Annotated in this window: 33 protein-coding genes and 1 pseudogene; 5 read left to right on the top strand and 29 right to left on the bottom strand. The window is 34.4% G+C overall.

Features of this window, described 5'->3' with window-relative positions; genetic code table 11:
* Window positions 1-8: 8 nt before the first annotated feature.
* The 8 genes and pseudogenes from I5818_RS06140 to I5818_RS06105 all read right to left on the bottom strand — a co-directional run.
* The gene (locus I5818_RS06140) at window positions 9-599 is read right to left on the bottom strand and encodes a DUF6470 family protein (RefSeq protein ID WP_078110599.1); all 591 of its coding nucleotides are present in this window, start codon (window positions 597-599) and stop codon (window positions 9-11) included.
* Window positions 600-643: 44 nt separating this feature from the next.
* On the bottom strand, window positions 644-1522 hold the full coding sequence (gene flgL / locus I5818_RS06135; protein ID WP_078110600.1) for a flagellar hook-associated protein FlgL: 879 nt from the start codon (window positions 1520-1522) through the stop codon (window positions 644-646).
* A gap of 15 nt (window positions 1523-1537) precedes the next feature.
* The gene (gene flgK / locus I5818_RS06130) at window positions 1538-3004 is read right to left on the bottom strand and encodes a flagellar hook-associated protein FlgK (RefSeq protein ID WP_078110601.1); all 1467 of its coding nucleotides are present in this window, start codon (window positions 3002-3004) and stop codon (window positions 1538-1540) included.
* A 32-nt stretch (window positions 3005-3036) separates the two neighbouring features.
* Complete coding sequence (locus tag I5818_RS06125) at window positions 3037-3528, bottom strand: flagellar protein FlgN (RefSeq protein WP_078110602.1); 492 nt, start codon at window positions 3526-3528, stop codon at window positions 3037-3039.
* Between the two features lie 15 nt (window positions 3529-3543).
* Window positions 3544-3804, bottom strand: coding sequence for a flagellar biosynthesis anti-sigma factor FlgM (gene flgM / locus I5818_RS06120; protein ID WP_078110603.1), 261 nt, complete (start codon window positions 3802-3804; stop codon window positions 3544-3546).
* A gap of 344 nt (window positions 3805-4148) precedes the next feature.
* A complete protein-coding gene (locus tag I5818_RS06115; RefSeq protein ID WP_078110604.1) occupies window positions 4149-4547 on the bottom strand; it encodes a TIGR03826 family flagellar region protein in 399 nt (132 codons plus the stop codon).
* 80 nt (window positions 4548-4627) lie between these two features.
* Window positions 4628-5338, bottom strand: a complete 711-nt coding sequence (locus I5818_RS06110; protein ID WP_078110605.1) for a ComFC family protein — start codon at window positions 5336-5338, stop codon at window positions 4628-4630.
* Window positions 5331-6290: pseudogene (locus tag I5818_RS06105) on the bottom strand (ATP-dependent helicase ComFA); the annotation flags it as partial. The gene I5818_RS06110 and the pseudogene I5818_RS06105, both read right to left, overlap by 8 nt.
* A 214-nt stretch (window positions 6291-6504) precedes the next feature.
* On the opposite strand from I5818_RS06105, the gene I5818_RS06100 reads away from it, so the two are divergent.
* Window positions 6505-7308 carry a helix-turn-helix domain-containing protein gene (locus tag I5818_RS06100; protein WP_078110607.1) on the top strand — a complete coding sequence of 268 codons (804 nt, stop codon included), beginning with the start codon at window positions 6505-6507 and terminating at the stop codon, window positions 7306-7308.
* A 6-nt stretch (window positions 7309-7314) separates the two neighbouring features.
* Here the strand turns inward: I5818_RS06100 and I5818_RS06095 are convergent, their stop codons facing one another.
* From I5818_RS06095 to I5818_RS06075, 5 genes are all read right to left on the bottom strand, one after another.
* Window positions 7315-7491, bottom strand: coding sequence for a hypothetical protein (locus tag I5818_RS06095; RefSeq protein ID WP_161809511.1), 177 nt, complete (start codon window positions 7489-7491; stop codon window positions 7315-7317).
* Between the two features lie 90 nt (window positions 7492-7581).
* Window positions 7582-8214, bottom strand: coding sequence for a replication-relaxation family protein (locus I5818_RS06090; RefSeq protein ID WP_078110608.1), 633 nt, complete (start codon window positions 8212-8214; stop codon window positions 7582-7584).
* A complete protein-coding gene (locus I5818_RS06085) occupies window positions 8165-9313 on the bottom strand; it encodes an FtsK/SpoIIIE domain-containing protein (RefSeq protein ID WP_078110609.1) in 1149 nt (382 codons plus the stop codon). The genes I5818_RS06090 and I5818_RS06085 overlap by 50 nt, the downstream gene beginning before the upstream one ends.
* 15 nt (window positions 9314-9328) lie before the next feature.
* Entirely contained in the window at window positions 9329-9589 is a 261-nt protein-coding gene (locus tag I5818_RS06080) for a hypothetical protein (protein ID WP_078110610.1), read from the bottom strand.
* A 157-nt stretch (window positions 9590-9746) separates the two neighbouring features.
* On the bottom strand, window positions 9747-9929 hold the full coding sequence (locus I5818_RS06075; RefSeq protein ID WP_078110611.1) for a hypothetical protein: 183 nt from the start codon (window positions 9927-9929) through the stop codon (window positions 9747-9749).
* Between the two features lie 158 nt (window positions 9930-10087).
* Between I5818_RS06075 and I5818_RS06070 the strand changes: the two genes are divergently transcribed.
* The gene (locus tag I5818_RS06070; protein ID WP_078110612.1) at window positions 10088-10288 is read left to right on the top strand and encodes a helix-turn-helix transcriptional regulator; all 201 of its coding nucleotides are present in this window, start codon (window positions 10088-10090) and stop codon (window positions 10286-10288) included.
* A complete protein-coding gene (locus tag I5818_RS06065) occupies window positions 10285-10551 on the top strand; it encodes a DUF5362 family protein (RefSeq protein WP_078110613.1) in 267 nt (88 codons plus the stop codon). The genes I5818_RS06070 and I5818_RS06065 overlap by 4 nt, the downstream gene beginning before the upstream one ends.
* 19 nt (window positions 10552-10570) lie before the next feature.
* Here the strand turns inward: I5818_RS06065 and I5818_RS06060 are convergent, their stop codons facing one another.
* Together I5818_RS06060 and I5818_RS06055 are read right to left on the bottom strand one after the other, a co-directional pair.
* The gene (locus tag I5818_RS06060; protein WP_078110614.1) at window positions 10571-10912 is read right to left on the bottom strand and encodes a YolD-like family protein; all 342 of its coding nucleotides are present in this window, start codon (window positions 10910-10912) and stop codon (window positions 10571-10573) included.
* Window positions 10913-10917: 5 nt separating this feature from the next.
* Complete coding sequence (locus I5818_RS06055) at window positions 10918-11136, bottom strand: WYL domain-containing protein (protein WP_078110615.1); 219 nt, start codon at window positions 11134-11136, stop codon at window positions 10918-10920.
* A 120-nt stretch (window positions 11137-11256) separates the two neighbouring features.
* On the opposite strand from I5818_RS06055, the gene I5818_RS06050 reads away from it, so the two are divergent.
* Together I5818_RS06050 and I5818_RS06045 are read left to right on the top strand one after the other, a co-directional pair.
* Window positions 11257-11616 carry a YhjD family protein gene (locus I5818_RS06050; protein WP_078110616.1) on the top strand — a complete coding sequence of 120 codons (360 nt, stop codon included), beginning with the start codon at window positions 11257-11259 and terminating at the stop codon, window positions 11614-11616.
* A 31-nt stretch (window positions 11617-11647) separates the two neighbouring features.
* Window positions 11648-11902 (top strand): hypothetical protein, encoded by a 255-nt coding sequence (locus tag I5818_RS06045; RefSeq protein ID WP_078110617.1) that lies wholly within the window; start codon window positions 11648-11650, stop codon window positions 11900-11902.
* A 377-nt stretch (window positions 11903-12279) separates the two neighbouring features.
* Here I5818_RS06045 and I5818_RS06040 read toward each other — a convergent pair whose 3' ends face one another.
* The 14 genes from I5818_RS06040 to I5818_RS05975 form a co-directional block, all read right to left on the bottom strand.
* A complete protein-coding gene (locus tag I5818_RS06040) occupies window positions 12280-13095 on the bottom strand; it encodes an N-acetylmuramoyl-L-alanine amidase family protein (protein WP_209391871.1) in 816 nt (271 codons plus the stop codon).
* Window positions 13096-13159: 64 nt separating this feature from the next.
* Window positions 13160-13354 (bottom strand): hemolysin XhlA family protein, encoded by a 195-nt coding sequence (locus tag I5818_RS06035; RefSeq protein WP_058006851.1) that lies wholly within the window; start codon window positions 13352-13354, stop codon window positions 13160-13162.
* A gap of 148 nt (window positions 13355-13502) precedes the next feature.
* Entirely contained in the window at window positions 13503-13751 is a 249-nt protein-coding gene (locus I5818_RS06030; RefSeq protein WP_209391870.1) for a phage holin, read from the bottom strand.
* A gap of 27 nt (window positions 13752-13778) precedes the next feature.
* Window positions 13779-13997, bottom strand: coding sequence for a BhlA/UviB family holin-like peptide (locus I5818_RS06025; RefSeq protein WP_078109218.1), 219 nt, complete (start codon window positions 13995-13997; stop codon window positions 13779-13781).
* Window positions 13998-14066: 69 nt separating this feature from the next.
* On the bottom strand, window positions 14067-15251 hold the full coding sequence (locus I5818_RS06020) for a siphovirus ReqiPepy6 Gp37-like family protein (protein ID WP_078109219.1): 1185 nt from the start codon (window positions 15249-15251) through the stop codon (window positions 14067-14069).
* Between the two features lie 35 nt (window positions 15252-15286).
* Window positions 15287-15487, bottom strand: a complete 201-nt coding sequence (locus tag I5818_RS06015) for a hypothetical protein (RefSeq protein ID WP_078109220.1) — start codon at window positions 15485-15487, stop codon at window positions 15287-15289.
* 29 nt (window positions 15488-15516) lie between these two features.
* Entirely contained in the window at window positions 15517-15912 is a 396-nt protein-coding gene (locus I5818_RS06010; protein WP_078109221.1) for a hypothetical protein, read from the bottom strand.
* A gap of 23 nt (window positions 15913-15935) precedes the next feature.
* Window positions 15936-17330: a hypothetical protein gene (locus I5818_RS06005; protein ID WP_078109222.1), complete on the bottom strand. Its 1395-nt coding sequence runs from the start codon at window positions 17328-17330 to the stop codon at window positions 15936-15938.
* An 18-nt stretch (window positions 17331-17348) separates the two neighbouring features.
* On the bottom strand, window positions 17349-18209 hold the full coding sequence (locus I5818_RS06000) for a phage tail family protein (RefSeq protein ID WP_078109223.1): 861 nt from the start codon (window positions 18207-18209) through the stop codon (window positions 17349-17351).
* A gap of 4 nt (window positions 18210-18213) precedes the next feature.
* Window positions 18214-22635, bottom strand: coding sequence for a phage tail protein (locus tag I5818_RS05995; RefSeq protein WP_078109224.1), 4422 nt, complete (start codon window positions 22633-22635; stop codon window positions 18214-18216).
* Between the two features lie 262 nt (window positions 22636-22897).
* Entirely contained in the window at window positions 22898-23248 is a 351-nt protein-coding gene (locus tag I5818_RS05990; RefSeq protein ID WP_078109225.1) for a hypothetical protein, read from the bottom strand.
* 34 nt (window positions 23249-23282) lie between these two features.
* A complete protein-coding gene (locus I5818_RS05985) occupies window positions 23283-23858 on the bottom strand; it encodes a major tail protein (protein WP_078109226.1) in 576 nt (191 codons plus the stop codon).
* Between the two features lies 1 nt (window position 23859).
* Window positions 23860-24189 carry a hypothetical protein gene (locus I5818_RS05980; protein ID WP_078109227.1) on the bottom strand — a complete coding sequence of 110 codons (330 nt, stop codon included), beginning with the start codon at window positions 24187-24189 and terminating at the stop codon, window positions 23860-23862.
* Window positions 24186-24545 (bottom strand): HK97 gp10 family phage protein, encoded by a 360-nt coding sequence (locus tag I5818_RS05975; RefSeq protein ID WP_058006484.1) that lies wholly within the window; start codon window positions 24543-24545, stop codon window positions 24186-24188. The genes I5818_RS05980 and I5818_RS05975 overlap by 4 nt, the downstream gene beginning before the upstream one ends.
* Window position 24546: the final 1 nt, after the last annotated feature.

The following is a 24546-nucleotide window of genomic DNA, read 5'->3' as shown; positions in this document are numbered from 1 at the left end:
ATTCACTCCTATATTTCCTGATCAAAGTTAACACCAACAAATTTTAAATTTGCAAAATCTATTTTTAAATCTTCATATTGCTCCATTTCAATTTCTACTTGTCCAGGGTTATACTCTACTATTAGTTTTCGTGATTTGGTATTATTAATTACCTTTTCAGTCTCCCACTGAATATCAAGTTTTGCAGGTTCAAAATATGTTTTCACGCTAAATGGCGATGGAACAAAACCGACATTAAAGTCATATGTACGAAGTTTGCTGTTCTGTTCAGAAATAGAGGCAATGACATTGCCTCCCTTTTCAAACTTCATCATTTGCTCACCTTCTTGCGCTCTACGTGCAATGCCATTCAGCCATTCTTTATAGCCATTTTGTGAAAATTCCTCAATTCTTTTGGATATCGGTTTAAGATCCATGTCTGCCCAAGCCTGTGATTGATCGACCGTAAATTTTGATGGAGTTCGATTTATATGTAATTCTGCTCTTGGTTGCTGTATATCTATCTCAGCTTTTGGTTGTTCTATTGATTGTGTGGCTGGTGTTGTATCCATTTGTATTTTTGCATATTGTGATTCTAGTCTAATTTGTGGTAGCTTCATTTATTTTCACCTCTAGTAAAAAAAGCTATCCGTCGAGAATAGCTTTAGCGTAAAAAGTCTAATAGTGTTGGCTGAATAATTCGTGCACCCATTCCTAATGAGGCTCTCTGCACAGCTTCTTGTGTAATAAGATCTGTAATGACCTTCTCCATATCAACATCTTCATTTTTTGACATCATCTTAGTTGCATTAATTTCTTGTTGATCAATCCGGTCTTCCATTAAATCTATACGGTTACTACGTGCTCCCACTGTTGCACGTTCATTTATTATGTGGTTAATGCTTTTATCGATGTCAACTATGCTATCATTTAAATCTACCTGATCATTCCCCGATTTCAAGTCATCTACTAATTTATTTAATCCTTCAAAAAGATCCTTATTAAATACATCGGTTGAATTCACTTCAATATAAACGCCTTTAGATAATTCTAGTTTTACTGAATTGGAATTGTTCGAAACATCTGATGGGTTATTAGCGATGTCACCAATTGGTTTATTTAACGTATCTGTACCATTAAAAAGATATTTATCTCCAACTTGAGTGTTACCAATTTCTTTTAATTGGTCACGGAGTTGTTCAATTTCTTTAGCAACTGCTTCTCTTTGATCAGATTCTAGGGTTCCGTTTGCTGCTTTTACAGTTAATTCCCGAATACGCTGTAATGCTTTGGTAGCTTGATCGAGAGCTGCATCCGTATTATCCAGCCAGTTGTGCGCTTCAGAAAAATTCCGTTTAAACTGTTGAACTTCTGTTAAGCTAGTCCGGTATGCGATTCCTTTCATTGCAACAACCGGGTCATCAGAGGGACGTGTAATTTTCTTTTGTGTTTGCATTTGTTCCGATATTTTCCCCATTTTTTCATAGCTATTACTAATATTTTTTAAAAAGTTATTAGAAAGCATTGATTGTGTTACACGCATAATTTACTACTCTCCTTATCTTCCACCAAGGCCCATGCCATTGATTATTTTGTCTAGCATTTCATCGACAATAGTAATATTTCTAGCAGATGCATTGTAAGCTTGCTGATATTTAATCATATTTATAAACTCTTCATCTATTGAAACCGCACTAACTGATTGTCGTCTTTCATCAACAGATTGAAGAAGGTTTCCACTGTTAGCAGTTAGACGGTTTGCTTGCTGCGCGTCTACTCCTAGTTTTCCAATGATAGATTGATATTTTGATGTAATATTTGCTGTACTTTGAACATTTGCTAAATCTATTGCATTCTTGCCATCCCCTGCAACCGAATCTTTAGATCCAGCAGCGGCAATATTCTCATTTGATGTAATTAGGACTTTAATATCTTCAGCATTGGAACCGCCAAAAAACTCCTCACCCTGATTACCATCTAATGTCCATCCTTTAACATGCTGTTCATTAAATTTTGTAATGAAAGTAGACGCTAAATCATTTAGCTGCTTTAGCATTTCCGGATAGATACCTTTTTCAGTTCCGTTTCCATTTTCTAAATATCCAAAGCTCTCTATTAATCCACTTAACTTTCCTTTTGCTATCTTATCAAAACTAAGATTATTACTACTATTATCAGAACCAATAATATTTAATTGACCTAATGAGGTTTCTTCATCAATTTCAGTTATTTTTCCAAATTTAGATCCGTCAATTAAAGACGTTTCTTGACCGTTCTCATCTATCATTTTTATATTGTAAATGCCTTCAGCAATTGAAGATGGGTTACCACCACTTTTGGTCGTCTCTATTTTAATATTAACGTAACTTGATAGCTCATCCACCAAACGATCCCGTTCATCATATAAGTCATTCGGTATATATCCATGTGGTTCAATTTCAGAAATTTGTTTATTTACATTTCCTATTTGTTCAAGAATAGAATTAATGTTTCTAATAGACACATTAATCTCATTTCCTAAATCTTTTTTTACTTCTTTCATAGAAGAACTTAAGTAATGAAAGGTTTCAGCAACTGCCTGTCCACGTTGTAGAACGACAGATCTTGCACCATCATTTTCAGGATTGACACTTAAATCCTGAAGTGACTGCCAAAACTGCCCAAGTGTCGCAGCTAAACCTGAATCACTTGGTTCATTCATAATGTCTTCCAGTTTCGCAAGTGACTCTGCTTTCGTACTCCAATAGCCGAACTTATTATTTTCACCACGATATTGCTGGTCAATGAAGGATTCACGTACACGCTGTATCGATCCTGCCTGTACCCCTGTCCCCATTTGTCCAGGTATTTGTGGACGATTCATTGATGCTGCTGGGTATGCCGGTGATGCTTCAAAATTTACGCGTTGTCTTGTGTAGCCTAAAGTATTTGCGTTTGAGATATTTTGGCCTGTTACATATAGTGCGGATTGTTGGGTGTTCATGCCTCGTTTGGCTGTTTCTAATCCATGAAATGTAGAAAACATTTTGTGTTACCTCCGTTTGGTTAGCAAGCATGTTATGCTTTTGAATTAAAGGTTGATACTGTTGATTTTTTCATCTTTTTTTGATCCGGTCTGCCGTAGTTCATTGACTCAGGTCGGGGTTGGATCATATCGATTGTCATGTTGACAAATTGAAGGCTTTGATGAATCAGTAGTTGATTTAATTCATTGCGATCTTTTAATTTATTGACTACTGACAAAATCTTCTCTTTCAGTTCATTAAGTATTTCCTTGTCATTCCCTGTTACTGCTTCTATGCAGTTAGTTAGAGTGATTTCTGTTGCTTCAGATTTACCTAATAGTTGTTTAGCGGCCTCTTGCCGTTGTTTTTCCATCGTATTAATGGCTGCAACAAAGGTTTGTTCGTCCTTAAGCATTTTTTGAAGGCCTTCCATATCCCCTTTTTTGATGATTTCTGTTTTTGCTTCGGAGAGTTCATATAGTTTTTCATGAAGTTGGTATAATTTTTCTAAAGCCTCGATAAGCGTTTCAGTGGAAGCGGACATGGAGAACCCTCCTTTTTATTTTCCTTGATAAAAGTTTTTGATCCCTTTAGCGATTAGCTCTGGGTTGACTTTATATTGACCATGTTGTACTTCGATTTTTAACTGTTCGACTTTTGCACGACGAGCCTGTTCAATAGTAGAAGTTTGCATATCCTTCGCCTTCGAAGATATTTCCACTTTATCTGTTTGTTTTCCGCTCTTATTCGCTTGTTCAAATTTATTCATTTGTTTTTTATATGGATTAATTCCGTGTGTACCGTAATTATTGATTTTCATAATTTTTACGCCCCTTTCGTTCGAACGTATCCCTTGTATATATATTATATCGGATAAAATGGAAAAACTTTTATAGTAGATTTTGCCCAATAATTAGAAAAAGAATAAGTACTTGTTCAATAGGGCATGTATGAGAGAAATTTGAAAAGATTATTTCATCTTCTCAGTCTTCACGCTAGACAAACTACAGACCGATTATTGTAGGGTAAATGTGTAACAATACGTTTTTCACTAGACAGATCAGTACCTCTTCAACTTTAAAAGGTACTGAAATTTCTACTCTCCTATTAAAAAAATCCAAACGATGGGTTTGGATCCAATTGATAGGACTTTCGCTTCACCTATTAATTTTGACTATAATAGGTCCGGTTTCTTAATTCCTCTTTGCGCTTTTCTTCTTTATCAAGTACTTCAAGGTCATTTTTAATTTTGCCTGCACAGTCTGAGCATAGCTTACCATTTTTAATTAGTGTTCCACATTTACTACATGGGTAGCCGAGGTTAGGAAATTGGGCAAGCTGTAAGCGTCCTTTTCGTACCCATTTGTAGAGTAACTCCTCCTCTACACCTGTTTCTTCAACAACTGTTTCTGTTGTAGCTGAACGGTTTTCACGTTTTCTCAGGAATTTATAGACGATATCATAAAGTTTTTCTTCTTCTTTATAGCATGATCCACATACATCACGTATATTATTTTTTAAATAGAGATTTCCGCATTTCGGACAGTTTTCTAGTTCAGGCATCAGGGTCATCCTCCTAATGTATACTTGTACCTCTATTATATCGGATGTATTGATAAATTTGTTAAACCTAATTTACTTTTTTATCCACGTGCTACCGTAAGGGCAGTTACCGAATTTGCACCTGCTTCTTTCAGTTCCTTCGCCGCATGTCTGAGAGTTGACCCTGTTGTGTATATATCATCAATCAGAATAATGGATCGGTTCATAATTGCTGATGGGTTCCTTACTGTAAAAATTTGTTGAAGCTGTATCCGTTCTTGACGAGATTTTTTTGATTGTTTTTCGGTATGGGTGCGATTTAGAATATCCATTACCTGTAATCCTGCTTCATTAGCGAGTGCTGTTGCTTGATTGAAGCCTCTTTCCTTTAATCTTTCTTGACTAAGCGGGATAGAGACGATGGAATCATAATCGAGAGTTTTTAAGATCTCATTTATTTTTCGCGAGAAAATCTTGCTAAGAATATAATCGCCGCGGAATTTGAAGCGTGCGATGATGTCTTTAAGAAAATCATCGTATTCATAACAGGAAATATTTTTATCAAGCACTCCTTTCCATTTCTGATCTTCTTCCCATCGTTGGCAATCGAGGCAGAGGGTTTCTTCTACAATATATTCCTTTGGGAGATTTTCCATTGGTCGACCACAGGTATGACAGATTGGTGGTTTGATTGGAATAAGCTTATTTTCACAGTCATTACATAAATATTGGGCAGGCTGTGGTAGGAAAAGTGTAGTCCATTTCGGTTCAAATGCGATAGGTATATGGCAATTCAAACAATAATCATGCATCAATCAATCCCCTTTCTCTTGCTTCTCTATTCATCTGAACGATATGGCTGTATGCTCTATTCATCGCCATTGTCTTTCCATGGTGAAAAAAAGTAATCGTTCCCTTTGGATATTGGGCGCTTCTACCAACACGGCCCGAAATTTGGACAAGGGCTGCTTCGGTAAAGATTCCGTCCTCCGTTCCTACTATCGCGACATCGATGTTTGGAAAGGTGACACCACGCTCCAGAATCGTCGTTGTGAGTAGAATAGGGGTTTCTTTCTTCCGCATTCTTTCTACTTTTTCCTTACGATTGGGATCTTCAGCATGAACCGTTTCTATGTTTGGATGTAATTGTTGAAAAAGTGGGGCTGTTTTTTCCATTAATTTGATGTTTGGAAGAAAGATTAATGCTTGCTTATTTGCTTGCAATCTTGCTTTGATCCACTTCTCAATTTTCGGAGGAAGTTTCCCTTTTTCAAAGGACTTTTTCCAGTTGCCACACCAAGCAAATTCAGGTATTGGCAATGGTCGACGATGGAATCTTGCGGGGATAGTAACATAAGGTCGTTTTCCAGAGAGACATTCCTGCTGCCATGTTTGGTTTGGAGTCGCCGATAAATAGATTTTTGCCGCATTATTTTTTGCAGCTTTTTGCACCGCCCATTGCAGGGTATGATCATAGGAATAAGGAAAGGCGTCAACTTCATCGACAATCATGAGATCAAATCCATGGTAGAATCGAAATAATTGATGGGTGGTGGAGATTGTGAGTGGAGAAAATTGGTTTCGATCCTCACTCCCACCATACAGGGCCACAACTTGGATAGTGGGAAATACCTTCTGTAGTCGAGGTGCGAGCTCAAGGACAACATCTGTCCTTGGAGTTGCGATACATACCCGCTGTTTTTGCTTTAATGCTTCATTGATGCCTTCGAAAAGTACTTCTGTTTTTCCTGCTCCACAAACGGCTGGTAATGAATACTAAAACTTAAATCGAAATAAAAAGAAGAAGCACAACGTGTATAAGTAGTGCTACCAACACTCTCATACCGTCCGCCTAAGTAGACTAGGCAAACACTTGCTGTACTCCTTACATGTATTTTATTACGTGTAGTTTGATAAAGCAATGGTTTGTCTTATGGTGAACCGTTGCTTTTTTCTTTCTTAAAGGAGCAGTTTTAGTATGAAAAAGAAAATTGATGTAATAGCAAGTGTGGATTCCTTCCACAATCTTTCAACATTCACTGATATTGAAGACATGAATGAAACTGTTCGTATTTATAGAGACATCATTAAAACGAGAGTGAGCCGTTCTGACGTACAAACTAGACTTATTGCATTACTCGAAGTATTAAAGCGCCATAGCTGCAAGCAAATAGGTGTTAGCTACATGTCTAAAAATACTATTGCTGATAAGTTAGAACTATCTTATAAAACTGTACAACGCTTAATGAAAAAATTAGAGGAACTAGGAATGATCCGTCAAATACCAATGAAAAGAAAATCCGATATGCTTCAAACTGCTAATGCAATTCAGATCATTCCAGCTAAAAATGATGTGTCCGACAAGACACCTCCTAAAAAGACCGAGAAGTGTCCGACCATTAAAACCAATTCTAGTTCTTTAAAACAAAAGATTAATAATAAACGTAAAGCAATCGTTTCATTTGCTCAAGCGAATTTTATTGCTTCTTGGGTTCCAGAACAATTTGGAAAACTTGCTAACTGTTTCTATCATGAAGCTATAACTATCAATGAATTTTGGAAAGTGGTTAAACAGAACAATCCTATCATCAATCATGTGGAAGGCACTCGAGCATTTACTGATAAACAAGAATTACATATTGGAATTAAGGCACTAAAAGAGTTGGTTATGAAGGTTAAAAGTGGAATGAGTATTAAGAATAAATTTGGATATTTTAATGGGATTGTTAACAACATTATGGACAAGCTTTATTTTGATGATGAATTTATGGGAATCAACTAGAAAACATTATTTACCTTGTTTTTTAGATTCACTAATACCTTTTATCAAATAAATAATACCAACCAAGATAAATAATAACGAAATAAATGTAGTTATACCTCTTTGATAGAAGTTATCAAAAAAAGTAAACATATAAAACAAAAAACCAAAGGACAAGTATATTGATGCAATTAATTGTTTCATGAAATGGACTCCTTTCGAAAAACACTATTTTTTTATATTATTCTATTCAAATTCGAGTTTACCCTTTATTTCGAGTTGAATTTATGAGACTTATTTAATTTCATCAAAAGTGTGAACATAAGCTCTTAGATTATTTTGTTTGATCAAGGACTCGAATTTTCGTTTTCTAATGTTACTCTTTGTGAAGATATAAAGTGTAGATAACCTAATTTGTTTTAATACATCAATGTAACTCTCTATCTTTTTCTTATTGTCCGACATGTCTCGTGTATTATCAATTTCGATAAAATGTATATAACCATTTCTGGTGAATGAAGCATCAGCAATAATTTTTTTGTTTGCTATTTTTAAACCACCATTTACAATTATTTCGTGCTTTTTCATTTGAGCTTCTAATTCAAAGACATGTTCTCTTTGCCAATCTAATGGGCATTTGAAGTGAAAATATACTTCATTGGACAGCAATATGTGTTCTATAAGAGCATTCCGTTTCACTTCTTTTGTAGACCCAACAAATTCGCGTCCATCTTTATTCAAATAGAGAACTTTTTCTTTGTTAAAAAAGGTTGTATGAATGTATGGATCAAGTTGGTTAATAACTCTACATGCATTACGGTAGCTTTTTAAATCATGCTTTTGTCTTAATTGCCTGATTGTAACCATTCCAAGTTGGTCAATTGTTGTGAGTAGATTTTCTATCCTTGACTGCGTTGATAACAGCATCTTGTTTCCCCTCCAACTTGCTAAACATATATTTATCATCAATATATGGAACTTGTATGGTACGATTCTTTTCTATTTTGTAAATGGCTCTTCCTGGTATAGAAGGAAGATCTTCAGCTCCTATATCGTCCAAGATGACTCTACTTGCAATTTGAGCTGCAGCAATAAAAGATAATCTTGCTACAATATTCATTTTCACTTGCATTGGCACAGCTTCTTTAGTTGGATATTGAGTACAAAAGATTAATCTATATCCTAATGCCCCACCAATACGAGCAATTTCTGATAATGCAGCCTGACAAAACTTTGCATACTTCTTAGAATCACCTTCCACAATATTTGGAGATAGTTCTGCACCCTCATCCACAATGATAAAAGTTCTTTTCTGGATAGGTGTATCAACAATATTGGTATATTGCTTCAATCTCATAGATTTTTGACGTTCTTTCAAGTCTTCAATAATTGTGGAAAGTAATTCTGTAGATTCAAATATATCACTCGATACTTCTTTGACTTGTGGAATACCAACATAATGACCAAACTCCATTCCACCTTTTAAATCAAGAATATAAAATTCTACATTCTCCATTTGATTCATGAGTAATGAATAAAATATCTCTTTGATTAAAACTGTTTTACCAAACCTTGTTACACCTCCTACAAGCATATGAGGATATTTATCAAAGTCATGATATAAGATGCCTTCGTGATTTCTTCCAATGGGTATCTCCCATTTTCCCTCATTCAATAAATCATCTGTGTATGACCATTTTTCTGGCAACTTTTGCTTGTAAACTTTAATTTTCAAAAGACCATCAAACTCTATTTCAATATCCTTGTTTAGACCGTCCACAATAGCTGATTTTATGGTTTCAAATGCTTCTGAAGGTATTCCCAAGGGTAATGTATATAAGTAAGTTGAATACTGTTCATTATCATGTTTTTTGTACAATTTTGGATATAAAAATGAATCATCCTTTTTGATTCCCACTCTCCTATTTTCAAAGATGGTTTGAATCTTCTTTTCATCAGTTATTTTTTTCTTTGGAATAAGTGCTGCTCCTGTAATAATTGCAGGTAGTGCTAACCATTCAATCATTATTAACCCTCCTTTTCACCACAACTTATCAATAATTTTATTTTCAATTGCCTTATAACTATCGACTTCACAAGCATCAAATTTGTACATGTGATCTAATATGGATTCATACTCTTCCTTCGTCTCACACTCTTCAAAAATGGTATTTAGATGACTGGATGAAAACAAGAAGGGTTCGTTTAATTCATCAAATTGATTTCTTCTTAATCGGTCTTTGTTCCACTTGCTATCTGCCAAGCTTTGAAACATTGATCTCAACATACCATTCACTGACATAGTCATTCTCCTTTTCTATGAACACTTCATTGTAAATTTCATTTAGTGAATAATTCATTGAAGTATACAAAGTTATAGATAAGTAGGAATAGAGCTAGTTTATTTTTGTTCATCTAAAGTCCGACATATATACATATATCTTTTTTTTCTGTCTATCTTAAAGGAAAATCTTGCTGAGTTCTTTCATTAAATACAAAATTCCTCCGTACTTAATCACCTCCATTACGATAGACACTATTGATCCATTGATTGCTATACTAGTTTTATCAAGTAGAGCAACTCCTACTAATGCTCCGCCTGTAGCACCTACAAATACTAATCCAAATGTGAAAGGATCCATTCTTTCTCACTCTCCCTTCTTTGTATAGTTCATTGTATGGTCAATGGCCCAAAAAATTGCTTGTCCGTATACATTTTTGTTTATTTTTTTACACAAAAACATTAAAAGGATTAAACGAAATTGTGTAGAATTGGTAATAATGGAGAAGGTGAATTAGTATGATATTGAATAAAATAGCTTTTTGGGCAGAACAAAAAGGCATTAAACACAGCCATTTAGCAAAAAAGTGTGGAGTATCAAATCAAACATTTTCTCGCTGGGCCACAAATAAAACCCAGCCAGATTTGATACAATCATTTATAATATCTCAAGAATTAGGTGTAAAGATGGAAGAATTAATTAAGGGGGAAGATGAATGAAAGGTCAAACAATTGTAACTTGTTCTCAATGTGGAGGGAACAAAGTAAAGAGCAGTGCTATTGGATTATTTCAGTTTTGTATGTCTGTGGGAATTTTATTCTGTATAACGATAATCGGGATACCATTTGGAATTGTATTTATAATTTCTGCATTTATTGTTAGAAAGTCTAAAGCAAGATTAAAATTTAGATGTATAGAATGTAAACATGACTTTAAAATTACTGAGCCAACTTATAATGATTATATAAAGGCAATAAGTTAACCGTCCATAAGGGCGGTTTTTAATCTATTACAGTTACATTTAATATCTTATCAAATCGGACAAACTCAATCCCTTCTTCTGTTACTACTTTAATCTCTTTCATTAATTGGTCAATTGATTTAATACAACAAAGTAATTTTTTCTCAAATCCATCCTCATATAATGATAAATCTACATATAAATTATAATCTTTAGCATACCTAATCAATTGCTCAAACTCCGAAATTCTATCTTCATCAAATATCGGCATGTTAATTTTTTGACTATCTATCCACATTTGTTTTGTTTCAGCTACATGTTCAGGCATCATAAATCCATACCATTTTTTCATACCTCTGTCATGGATGTTGTTATTACTCATTGTTGTTATGCCCCTCTTCTATGCATTTTTAAAGGTGCAATCGATAAAATGTTGCTTACTTTAAAAGTTCGAACCTGTTTACGTGTATAACAATATGCTCTAAAAGACTGATCCCCTACTTTTTCTACATGGATAACTCTTTGAGTAATCTCACCTTTATTAGATAAATAAATCATTTCAAGCTTTTCGTGTGTTTCTACTGCTCTAAGAAGTAAACCATTCATCGATTGCCCTCCTTAATATTCGCTCTTTTTATAAATTATATACGAACAGTAGTTCGTTTTCAACTTGATTTAAGAACAAATGTTTGTATATAATTAAAGAAAAAAAGTGAGGGATAAAGAATGAAACTAATCCCTGAAAAGGATCAGGCTGTTATTGAAAAAGCTATATATTTACCTATGGTAATAATCGTTCTGAACCAAGATTTAAAATTAATTAATAATAGCCAAATAAAATTAAAATCACCATATACAGAATGGATTGAAAAAACAATTATAACTGTCCAAAAAGAATTATCCGATGTAAAACGATACATGAAACAAAATCAAATAAAAGTGGAAAAGGTTAAAACTGATGAATCATTTACACAATATGTTTTTATCTATAAAGGGTATGAGGATATCCATAGATATTTTAACCCAAGGCTTAGAAATCGAACTGAAGAATTATTGAAGTATTACTTATATGGCAATAACAACTAAAAACCTTCATAATTAAACTGAGGTGAGTATTTTGACCATAAACATTGATATTTATCTAAAATTTGAGGATAAGTATTATCGAAAAGGTTGTAGATTTTCCACACTATCCCCATTTAACGGTGCAGAAGATGCTGCTAAATATACATACATTTACATTAAACAATTCAAAAGAAAACATGAAAATAAAAGGATTGAAATTAATAAGGTTATATATGAGGAAACAATTGATATTACAGCAGAAGTGCAGAGGTTAAGTAGAAACGGAAAATTATATCTTGTAAAGTAAAAAAAGCCCTCTCTTTAAAGAGAAAGCCTTAATGAGTGGGGAGTTATTTAGAAATAGACAATAAATTACCCAATAAACATAAATAGTTTATTGCTGGATAATTAACTGCTTAATACATTTTATTATTATTAAGTGTTTTTGATTGGGTTGTCTTACAAAATAACAAAAACTCCCTCAATTTGAAGGAGCTTTCATCTTTTTGAATATTATACATGCAGGATTTATTTATAGTATTGATATAAAAAAATAATTTAAACATTTAATTTGAATAAGTTTAATCTAACTGACAAATAATATTTTTACCCAAGAGATTACTTTTGGTGTTCCGTTTAAGGGGAAGTAACCCACTCCAGGTAACCATACTTCCCCTTTTAAAATTATTTAATTTGATACCAGGCATTAATGCTTTTTAAGAATTGCTCCATTTCTTTAGCTTTTTCTGTTCCTTCTGTAAACTGTCCAATTTCAAAGGAAAGCGATCCACTCTCATTACGAGTAGGCTTATAATAATATCCTTTTTGAATAAGGAAATTATGAATCTTTATAAGCGAATCTCCCGAATATCCACCAGTATAAAAAGAAATTTTCTTTTCCACTTTGGATTCATCCTTTACATTTGATTTAGATACCTCTTTGATTTTTAATTTAAAGTGAGATACAAAAGCTTGAAATACTGCTTCTGCATACTTCTCACGGAATTCCTCTGATTTTAATAATTCCGCTTCTTTTTTATTACTCATAAATGGGCCTTCTTGTAGGATTGCTGTCATATTTGTTTCTCGCAGTACATGAAGGTCTTTAGCTTTTACTCCTCGATCACGTAACCCTGTAGCTTTAACAACATATTCTTGTACTACTTTAGCGAATGCTAATGAATCCTTTGGCCATGAAGTATATACAAATGTTTCAAGACCGTTTGCGCTATTCCATGAACTATATGCAGCGTTTCCGTGTTGAGAGTAGAATACATCAGCACCCCATTTGTTTGCTTTGTCTGTTCTGGATTTCAAAGAAACATCTGTTTTACCTGTTGGATCGTCAGTCCTTAATATTGAAACATTCTCACACGTATTTAACTTATTTATTAGTTTCGTTACTACTCCACTATTAAACTCCCATTCATGTAAGGAATTATCAGGAGTACGTTTACCTGGAGTATTTTTTCCGTGTCCAGCATCGATTGCTATTTTCATTTACAAAACTCCTTTTAAAATAAAATGAGCAACAACTAATTGCTGTCGCTCTTTACGATACTTTTTACATTCCTCCTTTAATTATTAATCCTAAAACCGCAGAAACAACTGCACCAATAACAATTCTCAAAATCCAAGTCGTATTGCTTTTTATACTTGCGATATCTTCTTTTATGTCTTTAATGTTTGATTCTGCTACTGCAAGCCTTGTTTTAACATCTGAAATATCACTTTCAAGTTTCGATACTCGTTCTTCCATAATGCACCACCTAAAAGATATTAATACGATCGGTACATAGCTGGCTACAGTTTTCAAAAGAAATAATTATTTCTTAATCTATTGTTATGCTAACCTGTCCTTTTTCGGAAAGGCTATTTAGAAAAAAGTAATCTTTTAGTCATTGCTCTTACTTAGATTTCGTTAAACCTTCTTTTTTCAACACTTCTTTTTGCTTTTTCCCCTTTGCTGTTACATAGTTATTTTTAAACCAAGCAATTGTTGCAGTTACAAATGTGAATGTGGAAGAAATCACTGCTGTCTGTTCTTCCTCTGTACCCGGTATTTCATAAAGACCGAATCCTACAAGGAACTGATTCACTAAAGCAATAGCCAAAACTATAGTTCTAATAACAGTACCCTTATCCATAAATCTCACCTCCCTTCTAGAAAATAAAAAGAACGACTACCTAGGTGGTAATCGTTCTTCCATATCGTCTAATTTAGTAATGATGATATCGTATTTCGTACTAAACCTTTTAATGATCTCATTCTGATCATCTATTGTTTGATACAGTTGTTTTTCTCTCTCTTGGCTTTCCTTTCTTGAAGAATAAAAAAGCCAAACAAAAAGAACCGCAAAGGGTCCTTGGGTTAAAAAATATTGTGCTAGATTGGCATCCATATGGCATCACCGCCTACATAAAAATAGCCTTGATCGGTTCAAGGCATTGCTGTGGTTATGGTGTTGTTGTTATTTCCTTACTTCCCCACTCATTTGAGCCAATTCCTGCTTAATCTTTTGAGTTAAAGTGGGCCTGTTATTTCCAAATGTTCCTTCGATTCGGAATCCATTTTCCTCATAAATTTCTTTGATTTCAGTTATCCTGGTATCTAATGTTACTCCCCAATCCTTACTTTGAATGGTTGTAATATCGCCAAGATTATAATCCTTTTCATATTTAAAAGGACTATAAGTTAATATCTGTCCCTCAAGATAATGCTCTTGAATTAGTTGTTCCAATTGTTGATTTCCTCTGTCTGTTAGGTCTTTTATGATGTCTGCAACAGGTCTAGGAATAGTTTCATTAGTAGTTCCACCATCACCATCAGGAACTTCAATATCCTCTGTTTCTGGAATATCCCGTGCATCGATAAATATCTCATGTCGAGATAACCCAACTTCTTTCCCAACTTCAACTATACGTCTTTCTACACCTTCACCTTGCCCAGCAACATAAGCAGAGTTTTTATAATTTAATTCACTCTCTGTGTAGTGAAGGGATTGCAAAGACTCAAATTGTGGACTGAAAATAACAGGCGGATGAATTGATTGATTTACTGATACATCCTTTCCTTCCACAACATCAAAGACCCATTGTTTATTCTTTAAATCAAGTGTGACATCCCAACCTAATCCAGTTGCTAAGCTGATTTCTGTCATTTCCTCTGAAAGATTTTTATAACGTGATTGCCAGGAAATAGATGGTCCTCTGTTCTGATTCGGCGCAATAACAAGTTGTGAAATCTTTCGCCTAGGATCTACTGGATTGACAATATTCCTTTCAATGTAATGTTTCATAACTGTTTCAGCATTACCACTCTTATAGTCATAAGCTGTGTAGGCAGGTGGGATGGTTATCCTTTGAGTAACAACGGCTTGCAAAGATAATCCTTTAACAAGCCAGTTTTCTGTTGCCTTTCCATTTTCGTCTAGATCTATTTCTCGATGTTTAATAATAAAAACCTTATTCAATTCTTTTCCAACAAGAATAAGGTTTCCTTTGAGTAATTTATCAGCATGTTTTTTATAACGATTGATTTTTAATTCAATGTCTCCAAATGTGTGGAAACGTCTAGTGAAAAACATAGATTCATAGGCTTCTGTTTCTCCTAAGATATCCATGTCTGCAGATAAGATTCTAATAGGTTTTTGCATCTAGTCACCGCCTTTTTAGAGCATAAAAAATACGCCTATTCAGCGTTTGTTGGTTGTTCTTCTTTTTGTTCAATATCTGGTCTAATTACATAAATATATGCAAATACTAAGTTTTCATTTTCTTCATCCATACCATAACTTTTAACTATAGTTGCAATATCTCCCTCACCACGTTCATACCGAGTTACACAGGCTCTTGCTATTACCCTAATTTTATAATCCGCTAATGCAGCCACTATAAAACAACTCCTTATCTTATCAAAAATTAATTATTTAATAATGTTTCAGATAAAATTATTTCTAAATCTGCAATTCTGTTTTTATATTCTTCGTTTTCTTTTTTTAGTTCATCTATTTGTTTTTTATATGGAGATTGAAAACCAGTGTAATCATTGTTAATTTCATAACCAAACTCTAATTCTTTTGTTTCTGGATTAACTCTGTAAGTTACTGCTTCTGAAAATTCTTCATTATATTGCCCCGGCTCTAATTGTAAATAATCTACAATATCTCTATTTTGATTTCTCAATTCTAATGAATATTTAAAATCATCTTCTATTGTAGAATCTACAATATTTTCTCCCATTCTTTCGCCAGTATCGTACAATATTACACCAGTAATAATGTTATAATAAAGTCTTCTTCCTAGAATAACCTGCATTATTTTTAATACCTCCTTATAATCTAACCCCAAATTGTAAATTTTAAATCCCTTGTTTGGGCAACTGGTGGATATAAACCTTTAAAACCTTCCTCTGCTGTTATAAACTCTAAATCAAAATATAGGTAGTTACCACTAACATAGGTGTTGTAGCCTTGATGTACCCAACAATATAACTGTTTTGATACAGTCGGTGCGTTACCACCATAATCTAACCTTAAAGTATCCCCTACATATGTTCCTCCAAACACAATACCAATTACTCCACTTAGATTATAATTACTATTAAACCCTAAATTATTAATTTCCACTGCCCATTCTCTAGGTGGGAACCCCACATAAATTGGTATTGTTACCCTTGCAGCGTTATAAGGAATACTAACTGTTTTATCAACAACTACCTTTTTATATAATTGCGCCCCTCTTACATATCCTGCTCCATTATGATAACCTGCGGGAATATATTGCAAACTCTCTGTTGGAGTTATATATACTGCTCCCCTATTTGGCATTGTCCCAGTAAATTCACCTTCATCGTTGGTAAAAGTTTTCCCTGTTAAAACATCACCTACAATTGCTGTACCACTCCCCCCTTCACCCTGTAAGATAAAAGAATTTCCATTATATCGTAACGTATATATTCCATCTTTCTTTAATGCACTTGGGTTTTGACCGTTTGGTTTTACTATTAACTTAGTATTTAAACCATTTATTCTTAAAAAGACCGGAACCCCACTTTGTTTATGCATTTTTATTGATACCGCTAAACCCTCATATAAATCTGTAACTCCATCAAGAGAGATATCATATACTTCATTTGTACCGCCTGTAGTTACTGCATATGGTATATGTTCTTTATAATCATGAATATGCTCTTCTAGCCCTGCTTGGTCAAAGTTGGGAAGAATCTTAGACCCTGCCCATGGACAAATATCTGTTTTCCCTCTTTCGTCAATCACATCATTTGCATTGATATAAGTTTGACCACCGATAATTTTTACTTGTGCTAAAGAGATTTCATAAATAAATTGATCTCTTTGTAATGCAGGGGCAACAGGAACCGTTGTAGGTACACCTTTTTTAATAAATGATTTTACAAACCGAGATTCAGTTCTTAAATCTAACCTTACTACAATTCTATCAATACGATTTTTCCCAAGTACTTCGGTATCATGCGTATGCGTTAATGGACTAGTATTTTCATAACTTCTACCTACCACATAAGCAACCCCTGTACTAAGGGTGGTAATCATTGAATTTCCTTCTGTGGAAACTTTCAGTTCACCACTTTCACCTTTCATAACTCCAGTCGTAACTAACCTTCGGAAATAATCAGTAAATTGTTGTGCAAAATACTCACGATCCCACACTCCTGGAGCAACTTCAACTGGATCAAAAAAACTAAAATTCTCTGCCATAACAACACCTCCAATTACTTACACACTTACATAACGATTTCTAAATTCAACATATACCTCTGGTTTGCCACCATCTGAAAGAAACGATATTGCATTTTCTCCCTGCCTTAGCATGAAAAACTCACTGCTTAAATCTATAAACCCCATTCCATTAGTCTCTACACCGTCGGGGGCAACAATGTTCACATCTTTTCCATTAAAATCGGTCGTGATTATTAAGTTATATCCCTCTGGTATCGCATAATTTATCAAAATAAATTCTCCAGTTGTTAAATTGGTAATCTTCGGATTTACCACCTCACCCCTAAAGGTAACTTTGATTGGGGCAGGTGCATCACCAATGTTAACTAATACCCTTGAATCTCCCCTTGATGCGAAACGTACTGGGAAATGAAAAGGAAAACGGAAATGTGAAACAAAGTCCTCCAATTTTATATTTGTTGGATTGGTATCCTGCCAGTATGGATCAGGGCATAAGAGATTTACAATAGACTTTTGATACCACTGTCCTTTATTATCTGAACCCAAAGGAAATGTTGGTACATTTTCTGAAACAGCCCATATTTCTCTTTTAGTACTTCCATTTTCATATATCAATTTACCTTTACCCAAATTAGGATTAAAAATAGAAGATAACAATTGACGTTTTTCTAATAATCCATTTCTACTAGATTCAATAATAGAAATATAGAGAGTTAATGGACGTGGTTGAAGTCGGGCATCGATAAAGGTATTTCCATCTTGGTAAGGAGCCTTTGACGTTTGAATATCAGCTTGCACATCACCTTTTCCATCAATATTTTCTAATAAAAAAGGAAGTCTATTACTTATTTCAATAGACTGCCCTCTAGAATTGATAAAAGTTACTTTTTCAGCCACTTGATCACCTTCCTAAATTAAATTCCATACCCCATTGGACCATTGCCTGTTTAGTTTTTCTTGATACGTCATAAGGTGATGGATTAGGTTGGTAAAAATTGAAGTTTTGTTCAATGGGTGGCAATTGAGAACCTGATGCATTTCCACTAGTAACTTCAGAACCTGGTACACTTGGAACAGCAGCTCTTGCTAATTCATTTGCTTGATAGGTTATGCCCCTAATACTGTTTTTCATCCCTTCAGCTAACCCTTGCCCTGTATATTCTCCAAGTCTCATCATTACTCTAGATGGCGAATGAATATCTAATGCTTTAGAGATTGTGGAAGAAATAGAATTAGCAATCTCCCTAGCTTGTTGTAGTAAAGGACCTGTCATTGAAGATAATCCATTCATTAAGCCTTTAATCGTATTCTGACCAATGCTATTCATACTTGCTTTCATAGCGTTAAATTCAGCTGTAGTTCCAGAACGAATATCCTTTACCTTCTTAGTCCAATCCGTTTTAAGTTGCTCCAATTGGGAATTAGCGTTTTTATGCAATTCATCTATTTTCTTTTTGGTATCAGTTTTGAGTCCTTCTAATTCGCTTGTCGCTTGTAAACGTGCAAGTTCATTTTTAACCTTCCACAATCGAACAAAATCCTGTAATTGTGAATCAGTCATACTGTTTAAAGCTGCAACTTCTGCAGCTGCTTTAGGACCCATTTCACGAAGTTCCGCAAGCAACCCTTTGTCTATTCCTTTTTCAGCTAGTTGTTGGATATTTGTAGCCCATTCGCTAAAGATAGATACTTGATCTTCAAGATTTTTAAGGAGTTTATCACCTGTAACATCAGCCTTTTGAGAGACTTCATCAAATATCCCTGCAAATGAATACAATGATCTCGTACGATCTTCAACTGCCTTTTGATATTCGGCATTTAGGGCATTCTCTTCATCAATTAACTTCTGATTAATCTCTTGAACCTTTGTAACATACTCTTCATTTAGAGAAGTTAGCTTATCATGGATCTCTTTTTTAACACGGAATACATTTTGTTCGGCTTCTTCTCTTTCTTTTGATCCAACTTTATATCTAGCTTGAACACGTTCCCATGCAGCAAGTTCATCAGCAAGAGAAAGTTCATTCATTTGCTTTTTCTTTTCGATGTATGATTTGGATTGTTCAAATTGTTGTTTTAACAATTCAGCTTGCTTTTTCACTGAATCCTGTCTGATTTTTTCAATCTCTAGATTGATTTTCCTGACTTGTTCAGGAGTTTTAGCATATTGAGCTCTTATTTTTTCTAAAGACTTTATATGTGCTTGAGCATCTACTTCACCCATTTTAAAACGATAATTTTCTTTATCTAAAGCCTCTTTAAAGTTTTTAGCTGCCGCTTGAGCATTCTTCTTAGCTGCCTTTTCTGCTTCTTTTTGTTTATTGGATATTCCTTTAGCAAAACCTTCACCAGTGTGTTCTCCGAGCTTTGTTGTGACCCTTGAAGGTGAATGAATTCCTAGTGCTTTTTTAATTGAATCACCGATGCCATTTGCAATATCTTTAGCTTTATCCCAAACAGACTTAGCAAGTGAACCGATACCATTTAGTAAACCTTGAATAATATCTTTTCCAATAGAAAATAGATCAACTGCCTTTAATGGGTCCTTAATGAACTTAACAACTTGGTCAAAAGCCGTTTTAGTAGCAGACTTAATGTTTTCCCAGACATTTGTAATAGCTGTTTTCATTCCATTAACAATGGAAGTGATTGAGGATTTAATCCCATTCCAAATGCTAGTAGCTGTTGACTTAATCCCATTTATAATCGTTGAAATAGCTGTTTTAATCGCATTCCAAACACTTACAACAGTTGTTTTTATGGCATTAACAATACTTGAAATAGCACTCTTGATTCCATTCCACACTGTTGAAGCAGTTGTTTTCATTGCATTCCAAATAGTACTTATTGCAGTTTTAAATCCTTCAAATACGGATTTAGCACCGTCCACAAAGGCTTTTATGATTGTAGAAATAGCTGTCTTAATTGCATTCCAAGCAGTTGAAGCAGCAGTCTTAATGTTATTCCATATCTGTGATAAATGACTTTTAAATCCGTCAAAATCACCTTTTAATAAATCTATTAACAATAAAACAGGACCAAGGATAACATTCTTGATAATTTCCCAAGATGATTGCGCCACTGTTTTAATTGCATTCCATGATGTTTCTAAAACTTTTTTAATGTTATTCCAGGCATTAGAAAAAGCACTGGAAACTGAATCCCATGTGCTAGTAAAAAAATCAACTATTGGAGTAAAAATAGATTTTAATGTTTCAACAGTTGAAGTCCATACTGCTGTAACTCCATCCCATATAGATGTTGCTGCAGTTGTAATCCCTTCCCATATTCCAGAAAAGAAGTCTTTAATTCCTGTCCATACTGATTCAGCAGTACTTTTTATTCCTTCCCATGTGGAGGATAAAAAGTCTTTTATAACTCCCCATACCTCAATGGCTTTCGCTTTAATTTCATCCCAGTTTTGGTATATAGCCACACCTGCAGCGACTAATAAGGCTATTGCTGCTACAATACCTGCTATTATTCCTATAAGTGGTAATAAACCAATTTCTAATGCACCTACAGCAAGCGAAAGTGCTGTAAATATTGGTGCGAGTGTTGTTGCTATACCAACTAATACACCAAGTGCAGTACCTACTGCTACAATAGTAGCAGCTAATGTAGGATTTTCTTTCACCCATTCAGCTATTTTAGAAACTAACTCTGCAACCTTTAATAAAAATGGTTCAGCAGCCGTCTTTAAATCAGCAAATGCTTGTTTCAATTGAACCGCTGGATCAGCATTCATTTTAGAGATTGCATCATTTAATTGTTCCTGATTTTGCTTTGTTTTATCTGTAGCATCTGATACACCTTTAAATACTGCAATCATGTTCTGTCCCTGGTCTTCCCATTTAGTACCAAACACTTTTGTAGCAAGTTCATTCTGAACTGTTTTATCCTTAATGCCTTCAAGCCATGTAGCAACCTCACTCATAGCTTTCGATCCATCTTCTCCGCCTTTGGCTACCGCTTTTCCCCAATCCTCAAACTTTTTAACAGAAATGCCAGTACTGTTTATTAAAGGTTTCATATCCTTACTAACACCTAGACCAAAGCTAGCCATTTGAAGCCTTGCTTCTTTCACCCCATCATTTAGGTTATCAATATTCCAAGTTTTCGTATTAATACCCGCTTCAAAAATGGCTTGAATTTCTTTTGCAGAAAAACCAGCATCTTTCATTTGTTTTCCATATTCAGCAATTGTATCTAATTGTTCAGGTGGAAAACCCGCTTTTAAAAGTGAATTCGTTAAAGCAAGAGCTCGATCATTAGAAACTCCAATTTCACCAGATAATTCATTAACTTCCTGAATTAGTTCAATAAAATCTATTCCTGCATAAGCTTGAGAAATAACAGATGCTCCTTTAACTATGGAACTATTTGCTTCGTCACTTGCTGTTTTATTTAATGCCCATTGACGTCTTACACCTTCTAATGCTTCTGCTCCGTCCACACCATATGCTTCAAGATTTCGTATTACTTCACGAATAGATTCCTTAGATTCTTCTGGAACCTCAAATGCAATGTCAACTTTAGTTTTCAAAGAAGAAGTATCCAGTGCTTTTTCTATTGTTGCTGCTATTCCGCCACCTGCAGCAAGGGCACCAACAACCCCTGAAAGTTCAGCACCAAAACCGTTAACTTTATCCCCTGCATTCTCAGCTTCTTTAGCAACCTGACTTAATTCTTTCCTTACAGACTTTAAAGAACCACCGTCATCAACTTTGGATAGAGCTCGTTTCATTTTATCCAAGTCTGCATTTGTACCTAGGGCAGTTACTCCAACTTTATTAATAGCATCCTCAAGCTGTCTGGAAGATGCTGTACCGTTCTTGATAGCATTTGTAAGCCTTCCACCTAAAGCACTTGAAAAATTGTCTACGCTAGTCCCTGTGGCTTCAAAAAGTGTGTTTAATTGTCTAGTAGATTTAGCAATGTTATCTTGTTCTTGATTAACAATAGATAATTTCCCTTTTAAACCATCTAACACACTTTGAGTTGCTACAAGTTCACGATTAAAAGCACGATATTGCTCCTCAGATATTTTCCCTTGTGCAAATTGCTGATCAACTTGGGACTGCGCTTCTTTTAACTGATTTAATTTTTGAGTTGTTGTTTGAATTTGATCAGCTAAAAGCTTTTGTTTCTGTGCTAACAATTCTGCATTACCAGGATTAAATTTTAATAGTCGTTCAACGTCTTTCAATTCAGTTTGAAGCTTTGTACTTTGCTTATTTACATCTGATAGAGCTTTCTCCAAACCTACTGTATCAGACCCTATTTCTATCGTAATACCTTTGATTTTATTACTACCTGCCATATCCTCACCCCACTTTCAAACAAAGAAAAAAGCACCCTATAAAAGAGTGCTTAAAAAGAATCAAAATCAGATTGTGTGGCTTTTCTAACCTTTTTCTTTGGTGGTTTTTGCATATCTATAAACTCATGAATATAGTCCATACACATTCCTATTGTCATATCTTCTAAATCATTTCTAGTTAATTTGCATTTATAACAAAGAGCAAGGAACAGTTCTGTAGAAAACTCTCCATCATCATTATCTGTTCCTTGGTCATCATCATTTATTTTTTTTTAGATTGAATGGTTTTCTGAATCATTTCCATTAGTTCTGGAATGACATCTAACATTGGAAATTCATCGAAGGAATCCAACCATTCTAATGGTTCAGGTATCTCCATATTGGCTGTTTTTGCTAAAGTCCATGCGATATTATAAAAGACCTCAAAGTCTAATCCTTCAAGGTCCTCTGCGGAAAAATCATCATCTTGTATTTTGTTTAATTTATCAAGTACACCTAATTTCATGATTTCGGTAAAATAATCTTTTCCGAATTGAGACTTGAATCGAATAGGTGTTGCCCCTGTGGATTTAAACTTTATTTCTTTACCATCTATAGTAACTGTTTTTTCCATATTTAATCACCTCATAGAATTCATTTAAACTCCCTTATGCTGCCGGAGTTTTTTCATAAACTTTTGTATACCAATCATCATAAATAGCAGCAGGAGTTTCAGCTGTAGTCTTTGTTTTAACCATTAATTTACCGTCGATTTCTAGAGGACTAGCTACAAATGTTAATTCATTTGGATTTGGTTCAGCTGAACTTTCTTTTGTTTTTGATCCTACTGTTGGACGGTTAGCGGTGCAATTGTATAGAACATGGCGAGTAGCTTTTACATCACCATCAAATTCAAACAGGAGTGCAAATGGTTTCCCTTTAGCATCCGCTAATTCATTCAATACCTTATCGGTTTCGTCCTTTTGTTCGCCTAAAGCATCAATAGCAAATTGTTCTATGATATTGGCAATTGATAAGGTACCATCGTATCCTTGGTTATTACTTGCAGAATAAAAGAGCATATCATCTGCATAAAACTCGATCATATCCCCACGTGGTTCTAAGGATAATTCAATACCACCTGGCATTTTTATGGGCGTTTCAAAAGTAATTTTCCCATCTACTACAGTGTAAGGAGCATAGTGAACATTTTTCAAACCAAACGTTACTTTATTTTCTGGCATATTAAATCAACCTCGCTTCATATATTCTTTGAAATAAATTTTCTGATTCTATAAATGTTTCAGTAGTTTGATAGGGTATTTCATATTTATCTAGTACTGATTCAAGCTTAGCTTCTGCTGATAAGTCTTTCTTTAAGGTATAAAGTTCAATTTGTACATTTTCTATCTTTTGATAGACCTTATTGTCAGCAATATAGTGAGAAGAATACGGTGTCCAATAACAAATATAAGGTGGATCAGGAACTGGATTATTATCTGTTGGTGTGAAATGTGAATAAGTGACTGGATAACCTGTTTCATCAAGTATCTTTTTTAATTGAACTAAATTCATTGTCTAATCGCCCTCTCCACTCTACTCACATATTCATCCACAATCTTTTCTTCAACTGGTCGTATATGAACCTTTGCTGCAACCCTACCACCACCACGTTTTACATGGCCGTTTTCCAAAAGGTGTGTGAGTCGATAGTTAGGAGCCTTATTATAAATAACAATATTTTTACCAACCTTTTTTCGGGCCCAGCTCTTTGCATAACTACCTGTATCCTTTGGACTTTTTTGCTTTAAAAGGGACACTGCTTCCTTCGTAACATCTTCTTTTATTACTTCAACTTCTTCTTTTACAGACTCTGTATATAAAGATAGTTGTCTAGCAATTTCTTTTGACAGGTCTTTCACCTTAACCATT

Origin of the sequence: Heyndrickxia oleronia (assembly GCF_017809215.1) — a bacterium.
Lineage (GTDB): Bacteria > Bacillota > Bacilli > Bacillales > Bacillaceae_C > Heyndrickxia > Heyndrickxia oleronia.
Note: the sequence above shows the minus strand (reverse complement) of the source record. Positions and strands in the feature narration are given on the sequence as shown.

Coding starts and splice junctions, on each gene's coding strand:
- flgK (WP_078110601.1), bottom strand. CDS start 3,004: ATGTTTTCTACATTTCATGGATTAGAAACAGCCAAACGAGGCATGAAC.
- I5818_RS06060 (WP_078110614.1), bottom strand. CDS start 10,912: ATGAGTAATAACAACATCCATGACAGAGGTATGAAAAAATGGTATGGA.
- I5818_RS06065 (WP_078110613.1), top strand. CDS start 10,285: ATGAAAGGTCAAACAATTGTAACTTGTTCTCAATGTGGAGGGAACAAA.
- I5818_RS06010 (WP_078109221.1), bottom strand. CDS start 15,912: ATGCAGGTTATTCTAGGAAGAAGACTTTATTATAACATTATTACTGGT.
- I5818_RS05980 (WP_078109227.1), bottom strand. CDS start 24,189: ATGAATTTAGTTCAATTAAAAAAGATACTTGATGAAACAGGTTATCCA.
- I5818_RS06095 (WP_161809511.1), bottom strand. CDS start 7,491: ATGAAACAATTAATTGCATCAATATACTTGTCCTTTGGTTTTTTGTTT.
- I5818_RS06005 (WP_078109222.1), bottom strand. CDS start 17,330: ATGGCAGAGAATTTTAGTTTTTTTGATCCAGTTGAAGTTGCTCCAGGA.
- I5818_RS06100 (WP_078110607.1), top strand. CDS start 6,505: ATGAAAAAGAAAATTGATGTAATAGCAAGTGTGGATTCCTTCCACAAT.
- I5818_RS06080 (WP_078110610.1), bottom strand. CDS start 9,589: ATGTCAGTGAATGGTATGTTGAGATCAATGTTTCAAAGCTTGGCAGAT.
- I5818_RS06140 (WP_078110599.1), bottom strand. CDS start 599: ATGAAGCTACCACAAATTAGACTAGAATCACAATATGCAAAAATACAA.
- I5818_RS06090 (WP_078110608.1), bottom strand. CDS start 8,214: ATGCTGTTATCAACGCAGTCAAGGATAGAAAATCTACTCACAACAATT.
- I5818_RS06020 (WP_078109219.1), bottom strand. CDS start 15,251: ATGCAAAAACCTATTAGAATCTTATCTGCAGACATGGATATCTTAGGA.
- I5818_RS06035 (WP_058006851.1), bottom strand. CDS start 13,354: ATGGAAGAACGAGTATCGAAACTTGAAAGTGATATTTCAGATGTTAAA.
- I5818_RS05985 (WP_078109226.1), bottom strand. CDS start 23,858: ATGCCAGAAAATAAAGTAACGTTTGGTTTGAAAAATGTTCACTATGCT.
- flgM (WP_078110603.1), bottom strand. CDS start 3,804: ATGAAAATCAATAATTACGGTACACACGGAATTAATCCATATAAAAAA.
- I5818_RS06075 (WP_078110611.1), bottom strand. CDS start 9,929: ATGGATCCTTTCACATTTGGATTAGTATTTGTAGGTGCTACAGGCGGA.
- I5818_RS06025 (WP_078109218.1), bottom strand. CDS start 13,997: ATGGATGCCAATCTAGCACAATATTTTTTAACCCAAGGACCCTTTGCG.
- I5818_RS06110 (WP_078110605.1), bottom strand. CDS start 5,338: ATGCATGATTATTGTTTGAATTGCCATATACCTATCGCATTTGAACCG.
- flgL (WP_078110600.1), bottom strand. CDS start 1,522: ATGCGTGTAACACAATCAATGCTTTCTAATAACTTTTTAAAAAATATT.
- I5818_RS06055 (WP_078110615.1), bottom strand. CDS start 11,136: ATGAATGGTTTACTTCTTAGAGCAGTAGAAACACACGAAAAGCTTGAA.
- I5818_RS05995 (WP_078109224.1), bottom strand. CDS start 22,635: ATGGCAGGTAGTAATAAAATCAAAGGTATTACGATAGAAATAGGGTCT.
- I5818_RS06085 (WP_078110609.1), bottom strand. CDS start 9,313: ATGATTGAATGGTTAGCACTACCTGCAATTATTACAGGAGCAGCACTT.
- I5818_RS05990 (WP_078109225.1), bottom strand. CDS start 23,248: ATGGAAAAAACAGTTACTATAGATGGTAAAGAAATAAAGTTTAAATCC.
- I5818_RS06040 (WP_209391871.1), bottom strand. CDS start 13,095: ATGAAAATAGCAATCGATGCTGGACACGGAAAAAATACTCCAGGTAAA.
- I5818_RS06115 (WP_078110604.1), bottom strand. CDS start 4,547: ATGCCTGAACTAGAAAACTGTCCGAAATGCGGAAATCTCTATTTAAAA.
- I5818_RS05975 (WP_058006484.1), bottom strand. CDS start 24,545: ATGGTTAAGGTGAAAGACCTGTCAAAAGAAATTGCTAGACAACTATCT.
- I5818_RS06125 (WP_078110602.1), bottom strand. CDS start 3,528: ATGTCCGCTTCCACTGAAACGCTTATCGAGGCTTTAGAAAAATTATAC.
- I5818_RS06050 (WP_078110616.1), top strand. CDS start 11,257: ATGAAACTAATCCCTGAAAAGGATCAGGCTGTTATTGAAAAAGCTATA.
- I5818_RS06070 (WP_078110612.1), top strand. CDS start 10,088: ATGATATTGAATAAAATAGCTTTTTGGGCAGAACAAAAAGGCATTAAA.